Genomic DNA, 8,728 nt, shown 5'->3' with positions numbered 1-8,728 from the left:
TACACGCCAGACTGCCGCCCACCACCAGCAGGAGCACCCCAGAGGCCCGTCACGCCAGCCCCCGTGACCAGCACGTTCGAAGATGGCGAAGCCTCCATGACGGTACGCCAGGAACGATGCTGTCAAGGGGTCATGACGCACCAGGCACTGGCCGAAGGCGTGCACAGGCCCGATGGCGGGATCGTCCAATGCCGCGCCCGCCCGCCAACCGGTGGCCGGGGGCGTCGCCGTGGGGGGACCGAGGATCCCAGGATCGCGGTGCGCTACCGTCCCGCCGTCGGTTCCCTGAACGTGTGCGGCGACTGGTACGACATTGTCGATCTGCAGGGCGAGCGCATCGGCGTTGCCGTCGGTGACGTGGTGGGCCACGGGCTCGTCTCCGCGCGATCTGCTCCAGGACGACCTGGGTGACCCGGTTGGTGACGGCGTTCTGGATGTCCGGTTCGGTGGCGAGCGGGGCGACGGTCTGGACGTACCGGTCGGTGTCGCCGACGAAGTCCGACGTCCAGACCGCCAGGACGGACAGCAGGGACAGCAGCGAGGCGATCACGATGAGGACCACGGCGCCGGAGGTCCGCCACCGATGGTGTTCCCTCTTGTGCGGCGCGGCGGCTTCCAGGGCGGCGATCCGCGCATGCAGTCGGGTCACATCGCCGGCGTCACCGCCCGCCGAGGCAGGGCGGCCGGGGCCGGGTGAAGGCGCGGGCCTGTCGGTGGGCGGCGGCACCGGGGGCTGCTCGGGCGGACCTCCTTGGCCGGGCCCGCCGCCGGTGGATTCGCCGGGGCCGGGCTCCGGTGGGGTCGACGCCATCGCATCCTCCTCGGGTGGGTGGCCAGCGGCCGCCGCGTGTTCTTCCAGGAGAAGGTCCGAGTAGCCCGCCCACCACCGGAGGTCTGCGTAAGGGTGGTTCGTGCGTGCGGTTACAGTCCGGGGTATGCGACCGAGAGGAGTAGCGCGGCCCGGCCGCACGGGGGAGCGACCGGGCCGGGCATCCAAGGAATAGAGCGACAGCACACGCTCCATCACCCCCGACAGTACGACCGCGTCGGGGACCGTCTCCGTACGACGCGCCCGGAACGGAGTTCGGTACGACCAACCGGAGGGGTGAAGCGTGGTGCGTGGCCTCTGGGAAGACGGACAGGCACCTGGGACGGCATCGAAGACGCGGTGGTGAGCCTGCCATCCGGCCATCGCGAAGAACGACCTGAGCCGCCGGTCGCGCGCGTAGCGGGCCCGTCTGCTGGTAGGGGAGCCCCAGCTGGGTTTCGAGCCAGGCCGGACCGCTCCCGCCGCAGGGCCCCTGCTGCTGGACGGCAATGTCCGATCAGTTGCAGGTCAGAGCAGCGCGTCGTTCGGGGGCTACGTCGATCAGCGGTCGAATCCGCCAAGTGCGCTGCCGGCTGCGGACTTTCCTCCCACGGTGTCGGTGACCGGCGCAGGCTTGAGGCATGAGCGACGCGGTCACCGCGGACACCAGCCGGCCCGAAGGCACCCCGGAGTGGCCGATGGTGCCTGGCAGGAGCGGACGCTGCCCGCTCGCTCCGAGCCGTGATCCATGTGGTGCCTATGGACCTCGTGGCCCGCCGGTTCACCGGCGGACCAGCCCGAGTCAGCGCGGAACCTGGCCCGGGGTCAGATGGAAGCTACAGGACGAAACGGACGTCAGATCCCGGTGGTGGCTTCGGCTCTGCCCTCTTTCACGGCAGTCTGCAGGGCTGTGAAGTCGTCCTCGTTCTGGTCGGCGTAGGTTTCGGCGAAGTCCGCGATGGCTTGGTCGAACCGGTCGGAGCCGCCGAGGTAGGCGGCCAGCGCGACCCGGTCGCCGGAGCGGGCGTGCGCTCGGGCCAGGGTCCAACCGCACAGCCGTCCGTACAGCGCCATGCCCGACGGGAGCATCGTCTCGATCGGTGCGGAGAACTTCCAGTCCCGCAACTGGCGCACGTAGAAGTCGCGGTCCACCCCGTCCGCGCGGGTGACACGGGTCCAGCCGAGGAAGATGTCGCTCTGGGCCTGCATGAGATGCTGTCCGGCGACGACGCGCTCACCCTGGTTGCTGTACTGGCTGCGCTTGGCATACTCCACCAGGACGGACGGCTGGGCCTCCTTGGCTTGCAGGAACAGCGGTTCCACGCCGTCCCCGGCATCCAGCAGCGCGATCCAGGCGCGGGTGCCGACACTGCCGACCCCGACGACCTTGCGGGCCACCTGGACCAGCGTGAACTGATCGACCAGGTGTCGCCGGTCGGACTGCAGGGTGCGCCGGTACTTGCCCAGCACGGTGCGGATCAGCTCGTAGATCGCGTCGGCCTGCACACCGCTGAAAACCTCTTCGACGGGGACGATCGTCGGAGGGTCGCTGACGATCTGCCGCCGACCGTCGACCAGGGTGGTGAGCTTGCCCAGCGCCTGCGTGCTGTCGCGGGTGTGGGCCTTGGCCAGCAGCTCCTCGGCCGCCTTGAACCGCTTCGCCTTCAACTTGGACCTGAACTGCTCCATGACCTCCTCGATGTCCACGTGCGCGTACCAGACCTCCAGGAACGGCTGCTTCGCGAAGCGGCGCATTGCCTTGCGATAGCCCTTGGCCGCCGCCAGGACGATCCTGCGGCGGGCCTTGTCGGAGAACTCGTTATCGCGCCCCGCCACCGCCAGACTCGCGGCCAGCCGCTTGACATCCCACTCGAAAGGCCCGGGCAGAGTCTCGTCGAAGTCGTTGACGTCGAAGACCAGTCGCCGCTCCGGCGAGGCGAACGCGCCGAAATTGGACAGATGCGCGTCTCCGCACAGCTGGACCCGCAGACCCGAGGTGGGCGCGGCCGCCAGATCCGCCGCCATCGGCAGGGCGGCCCCCCGGTAGTACGTGAACGGCGACACCAGCATGCGCCCGTGCCGTACCGGCACCAGATCCGGCACCCGCGACGCCGCCTGCCCCAGCAGCAGCCCGACCGGATCCCGCGATCTGCCCGGCCGGAACTCCCCGTGCGCCTCCAGTGGCACTGCCCGGCGGGCGTCCTTCCCCAGTGCCACCCGATCCGCCCGGCTCAAAGGCTCCGCCGCCGGCGGCGCCGCGCCCCGGGTGGATGCCCCCGCATGAGTTTTCCCGCCGGTCACGCCCTTTTTCTTCGCCGTCATGGCCACTCCCGTCGGGCCGCAGCCTCGTGTGCTGCTGGTTCGAAAACCGCCGTGAATGGCTATAAATGTACCTATTTCAGGCAGTCGCTACCACATCAGGTCCTAATCCCCTCGAAGGGGTGAGCTGTCGCCACGGTTGCGCAGCTCATTGATTCGTGTTGGCGCGGTCCGTTCGCAGCGGAACCGAGCAGAGTCCGTTCGTCGCACTCTGGACGGGGAGATCCGGCAGGCCGTGAGTCGCCGGCGCGCGACCCAACGGTGCGCAACGACGACAACCTCGTTCGTCAGCAGGGAAGTCCTCGGCGGTGGTCGTAGAAGCGGCGCGTCACTGCTTCGGCATCAGAACTGCTGAGGCCACAATGGGGTATGTCATCAGGCCCGAACCCGGCCACTCCGCCCCCGCTGACGCCGGTTCAGGCCACTGCACGGGGTGAGCACTGGTGGCCGGTGGCGCTGGCGATTCTGGCGGCCGCGTTTCTCCATGTGGCGTTGCCTGCGAAGTACCGGGTGACCCCCTCATGGGTCGTCCCGGTCGTCACGCTCGTACTGCTGGCCGCGCTGATCATCGGAGACCCGGGCCGCATCGATCGCCAGAAGCCATGGCTACGGATCACGACCGGTGCCGTCATCGCCTTCATGACGGTGGCGAATCTGCTCGCGGCCGCCCACCTGGTGGCCGACATCCTGACCAACAACAAGCTGTTCGCCAACAACGCCACCGGACTACTGGCCACCGGCGGAGTGATCTGGGCCACGAACGTGATCACATTCGGGCTGTGGTATTGGGATCTGGACCGCGGTGGTGCCGCCGCCCGCGCGCACCAGCCGTACGCGAATCCAGCACTGGTATTCCCCGAGATGCAGCACACGGACTACGCGCCGGCCACCTGGGTGCCGATCTTCGCCGACTATCTGGTGCTGGCCTTCTGGACCGCCACCGCGTTCAGCCCCACCGACATCTCCGCGATCAAGCGGTGGGCCAAGCTGCTGATGATGACGGAAGCGGTGGCGTCTCTTGGAATCGGCGCGCTGGTGATCGCTCGCGCGATCAACATCCTGCAGTAGGAGCACTCGGCCCTCGGGGTCATGGGATGGCTGAAGCCATGCCTGCTGTCCCTTCAGTTGGAGATCGGGGTGCCGTAGTTCGTGGTGGTGGTCGCTGGTTGGCGTGGGCCTGTGCCTGGCGTTGCCGGTGGTACACGCGGGCGATGGCCCGGCGGGTGCGGCGCCGGGCGGCCGTTGGGGTGAGTTCGGGAACATCGCCCTGCGCGCGCCCAACTCGGCGCCTCCCACGTAGAGAGCGACCGACCGACCGGGCGGATTGCGGCTGTCCGCCTGCTATGAGGCTGCCACCTGCGGGTAGAACGGCATGTCCAGAAGGCGGAGGACCGTTTCAGCCTGCTGCCCGTGGCGCTGCCCTGGGGGCCGCCGCAGGAATCGTCGTGCGGAGCCGACGACGGCGTCCTGTTGCGGACATGCTCCGGTCAACCGGCCGGGGAGACGACTCGCGTAGCAGCCACGGGATCGTGTGGCGGCGGTGGGGTGCGCAGGGCGAGGACGGCCAGGTCGTCGCGGCCGTCGCCCGGCTGGGCGTCGGCCAACGTGCGGCACAGGTCGTCCAGGGGCGGGCCGGCGCGGGCGGCCGCGATTCGGGCGAGGCGGTGAGGCCGGCGTCGATGGGGTGGTCGGGGTGCTCGACCAGGCCGTCCTTGAACAGCACGAGGGTGGAGTTGCCGGGGAGGGGGTGCTTGTGGTCGGGGCGGGGCATGTCGGTGTCCACGCCGAGCGGCAGGCCGGGGTCGGCGTGCAGGTAGTGGGCGGTGCCGTCAGGGCCGATCAGGCGTGGCGGCGGGTGTCCGGCGGTGCTCCAGTGCAGCGTCCAGTCCATCTCGTCCTCGACGCGACGGCCGGGGTCGGGAACACCCGGCCGCGCAGATCCATCCACCGGATCCATCAGGCTCGCCCTCGGATGGCGTGTTGGACGACTACCACCCCATGCGACGCGTCGCCGTGAACACGCCGCAAACTGCCCGCGTACCTGCTCCGGTTGGCGGTGGTGGTCACGCGCCGGTCCAGCCCGGGGCAGGGCCCCTGCCGTCGGTGCCGAACGGAGGGAAGACCTCGGCGAGGATCGCCGCGAGGTGGCGCTCCTCGACCCCCGCCTCCCGCGCCGCCCGAATCCGCGCGGCAATATCGCCGGGCGGACGGCCCGCCGGCGCCGTCACCCAGCCGCCCGCGTCGTCGGGTCCCACGGAAACACTGCCAGTCATGGGCGCGCCCCCGAGGCCGGGCATGCCGGCTCGTGCCACGTGGTGGCCACCACCGCCCCGCCCGGCAGCAGGTGCTCACTGCTCCAGGTCCGGCAGCAGAACACAGCCGGACACGGGTCGGACCGTGCCGCCGGAGCGGTTGAAGGAGCTGAAGTAACAGGCGCGGCGGCGTGTGTGGGCGGCCGGCGGCGCCGGCCGCCCGCAGTGGATCTCGTCATTACCGGCCTGTCCCACGCCCCGCGCCCGCCCAACCCCGAACCACCCGAACGGGGGCAGACAGGGCGGATACAGCGCCGCCCGGCCGCTGCCCGGAAGCAGCCGGGCGCAAACCGGGGCGACCCGCAGAGCAGGTGCGCAGCACACAGTGATGCCATCGGCCACCTCTGCCTGCCGGCTCCAACAGCTCGATCACAGCCGGGAGCAGGCCGCCGAAGCGGCTCGAAGTCGCTGCCGGCACGTCCACGGAAACCCTTGAGCCCAGCACCGGGCTGTTCGTGGGTCTGCGCGTTCCTGGCCGATCCGCGGATCTCAGGGCTCCCGGGGTCCCGGTGTGCAGGACCGCGCCAAGCGTCCCGGAATCGGGAACCGGCAGATCAGCCGACTTCGGTCGCGGCTTCCCGGACCGCCTTGTCGATGTCCTTCGAGCTGACGTCGAGTTCCTTGGCGACCTGCTTCTCGGCCTTCAGCCCGGCCTTCTGCACGGCCTTCTGCACGGCCTACGCGAGTGTGCTCTCGCCGACGACGACCAGAGCGGCCTGCCCGGCGTCGATGAGCTCCCCGAACTCCTCGACGTCCGCACGTGACATGCCGCGCCACAGGTGACCGCTCACCCCGCCCACGGCCGCGCCGACCGCGGCGGTGCCGATGATCGCCGGCGGGAACAGCAGGCCGACGAGAGCGCCGGCGGCTGCGCCGCCCCACGCCCCGTGCCGGGTGGCCGTCTCGTCCTTGTTCACGTGCACCTTGCCGTTGTCGTCCTTGGTGACCACGGAGGCGTCGTAGGTGCCGACCGCACCGACCGCGTGGAGGTCCTTGACGATGTCGCAGTCGGCTCGCGCCACAGCCTCGCTGGGGTAGGTGCCGATGTAGATGAACACTGGGTCGGGCTTCGCCACTTTGTCCGTCCTGCCTGTCTCCACCGCATCCGGAGAATTGCGGCGATGGGGTCCGAAGCCGCGTCACGAAGCCCGTGGGCAGCAGGTACCTGCTGCGGTCGGGGGCGTGCGGTCTTCGCCAGCAGTGCCAGGATGCGTGCCACCGGCCGACCGGGCACCTGGAGACTGGGGGAGCGGTATTCCGTCGCCTTGCCGAGCGTGCGGCGATCGCCAGAGGGGTTCTGGGAGCGAAGCCGCATTCCTCGCGCCAGCAGCTCACCGGCCGTTACGGACCGGGATTCCGGTCCGCAGGAGTGGATAGGGCGGACCGGGGGATCCGTAGCCCGCAAGGAGGTCTCGGGGCGCCGAATCTGCGCGCATCCTGCATCGTGACCTGTATGGCGATTCACCGGTTGTCGTTGCAGTCCTGAGTTGATGGGCAGCGGATGGTGCGGCTGGAATTCGAGGACCTTCCCCGGCGGAAGCGGCGCAGACTCATGGTGCGCGCACTACTACGACCGCTGGTGACCGCCACAGGTCTGGTGACGGCTTACTACCTGATCCCGATGGACAAGCCCTACAGCGCCACCACTGTGGTCGCACTCGTCCTCGGCCTGCTCGCGGTGTCCGCCCTCCTCGTCTGGCAGACGCGGTCGGTCAGCCGTTCCCCCTATCCGAGGCTGCGGGCCGTTGCGGCACTCGCGACCGTCCTCCCTCTGCTCCTCCTGCTCTTCGCGACGAGCTACTTTCTCCTGGAGAGGAGCCGACCGGGATCCTTCACCGAGTCCTTGTCCCGCTCGGATGCCGTGTACTTCACGGTCACGGTCTTCTCCACCGTGGGCTTCGGTGACATCGCCCCCAAGACGGGAGCGGCCAGGAGCACGGCGGTGCTGCAGATGCTCGCGGACGTGTTCTTGGTCGGCGTCATCGCACACGTCATGTTGGAGGCCGTGCGCAGGGGCCTCGACCGGCGTGTGAAGTCCGGGGGGCAGCAGCAGAACGCCGGCCCGGCCGCTCCGGACCGACCGGACGGCCCGGTGGGTGATGACCTCGGACCCGTTGGATGACCGTAGTGTCACCACCGCGCCGTCGCAGTGAGTCCGCCTCGAGGCAGCTGCGTCATGTGACAGCACGTCAGGAAGAAACCAGGAGCCGTGGCATTCACGACGGATGCCTGTGGCGACGGCTCGAATCGCGGTACCGCTCCAGCCTTGGGGCTGGCGGCCGCCGCTGCGGCCGCGGTGGCCCAGGCGCCTTCGGCGCCAAGAAGGGCGTCCAGCCCGGCTCCGAGTCGTGGATGTCGAGGGCGACCTTCCCCCTGAAGTCCTTCGCCATGGCCTGCTCCTCTGCCGATCGGTCCCGACCGGACCGAGGCTGGACAGGTGCGCCCGACGTCACGCATCGAAGGCCCGCGCCGTCAGGCGCCCGGAACTCGGCTCGCTCGAGCGAGATCCCCCTTCTCCTCGACGGGCCGAGGCGATCTCTCTGTCAACGCAGCGCCGCCGGTCCCGCACAGCGGGCTGGCGGCAGCGAATCAATCCCGCCACGATGTTCTGGTCGTTCCGGCACAGAGGGCCCAGATCACGAAGATGTCGATGGCAATCAGCACGATGGCCCAGAACGGATAGTAGGGAAGCCACAGGAAGTTCGCGATCATCCCCAACCCGGCGACGACGACACCGACAGCCCGCGCCCAGAAGGCACCACTGAAGAGGGCCACACCGGCCAAAACGATGATTATGCCAAGGATGAGGTGGATCCAGCCCCAGCCGGTGGTGTTCATCTTGTAGGCATAGTTGCGGGTGACGACGATCAGGTCGTCCTTGGCGATGGCGGCGATCCCCTCGAATATCGCCATCGCGCCGCCGAAGATCATCAGAACTGCGGCGAAGACGGTCCAGCCGGTTGCGAACGGCCTTCGGGAAGCCTGGGCATTCGTCGGCGTTCCGCTGACATTGCTGGCCATGTTCGAGCTCCTTCGACAACAACCTCGTCGCCGAATCGGGCGACCTGCTCGGAGACCCCATATCCAGGCTGCCATGTCGGCAGCCAGGCAGCACCTCCGGCGCTGCCCAACGCTCTTTCCCCTGGGGCCCGTCCCGCGGTGCCAGCGGCCGAGGGTTGCGTACGGGCGCGGCCCCGGCCTTGCCATCCACACCGGCGGCGCTGCCAGCGGCTCGGCGCGCCGCCTGGCCCCGCCCTGGCAGACCGGAGAACGGGGGGCCTCCGACCAG

7 protein-coding genes and 1 pseudogene are annotated in these 8,728 nt (G+C 69.5%); 3 read left to right on the top strand and 5 right to left on the bottom strand.

All coding sequences use genetic code 11. The features are described 5' to 3' along the window. Window positions 1–249: 249 nt before the first annotated feature. Window positions 250–384: pseudogene (locus tag ACIOFR_RS37610) on the top strand (protein phosphatase); the annotation flags it as partial. 1,279 nt (window positions 385–1,663) lie between these two features. Here the strand turns inward: ACIOFR_RS37610 and ACIOFR_RS37605 are convergent. After that, the gene (locus ACIOFR_RS37605; RefSeq protein WP_401004617.1) at window positions 1,664–3,130 is read right to left on the bottom strand and encodes a DUF2252 domain-containing protein; all 1,467 of its coding nucleotides are present in this window, start codon (window positions 3,128–3,130) and stop codon (window positions 1,664–1,666) included. A gap of 366 nt (window positions 3,131–3,496) precedes the next feature. Between ACIOFR_RS37605 and ACIOFR_RS37600 the strand changes: the two genes are divergently transcribed. Continuing rightward, window positions 3,497–4,195, top strand: a complete 699-nt coding sequence (locus ACIOFR_RS37600; protein WP_401004615.1) for a hypothetical protein — start codon at window positions 3,497–3,499, stop codon at window positions 4,193–4,195. A 328-nt stretch (window positions 4,196–4,523) separates the two neighbouring features. On the opposite strand, the gene ACIOFR_RS37595 is transcribed toward ACIOFR_RS37600, so the two are convergent. From ACIOFR_RS37595 to ACIOFR_RS37585, 3 genes are all read right to left on the bottom strand, one after another. Then, a complete protein-coding gene (locus ACIOFR_RS37595; RefSeq protein WP_401004614.1) occupies window positions 4,524–5,075 on the bottom strand; it encodes a PP2C family protein-serine/threonine phosphatase in 552 nt (183 codons plus the stop codon). A 115-nt stretch (window positions 5,076–5,190) separates the two neighbouring features. Continuing rightward, on the bottom strand, window positions 5,191–5,382 hold the full coding sequence (locus tag ACIOFR_RS37590) for a hypothetical protein (RefSeq protein WP_401004612.1): 192 nt from the start codon (window positions 5,380–5,382) through the stop codon (window positions 5,191–5,193). A gap of 734 nt (window positions 5,383–6,116) precedes the next feature. Next, complete coding sequence (locus tag ACIOFR_RS37585) at window positions 6,117–6,515, bottom strand: DUF1269 domain-containing protein (RefSeq protein WP_401004610.1); 399 nt, start codon at window positions 6,513–6,515, stop codon at window positions 6,117–6,119. A 503-nt stretch (window positions 6,516–7,018) separates the two neighbouring features. On the opposite strand from ACIOFR_RS37585, the gene ACIOFR_RS37580 reads away from it, so the two are divergent. Further along, window positions 7,019–7,561, top strand: a complete 543-nt coding sequence (locus ACIOFR_RS37580; RefSeq protein ID WP_401004608.1) for a potassium channel family protein — start codon at window positions 7,019–7,021, stop codon at window positions 7,559–7,561. Window positions 7,562–8,028: 467 nt separating this feature from the next. Here ACIOFR_RS37580 and ACIOFR_RS37575 read toward each other — a convergent pair whose 3' ends face one another. Next, window positions 8,029–8,460 (bottom strand): hypothetical protein, encoded by a 432-nt coding sequence (locus ACIOFR_RS37575; RefSeq protein WP_401004607.1) that lies wholly within the window; start codon window positions 8,458–8,460, stop codon window positions 8,029–8,031. Between the last annotated feature and the right edge of the window lie 268 nt (window positions 8,461–8,728).

Origin of the sequence: Kitasatospora sp. NPDC088346 (assembly GCF_044740765.1) — a bacterium.
GTDB lineage: Bacteria > Actinomycetota > Actinomycetes > Streptomycetales > Streptomycetaceae > Kitasatospora.
Note: the sequence above shows the minus strand (reverse complement) of the source record. Positions and strands in the feature narration are given on the sequence as shown.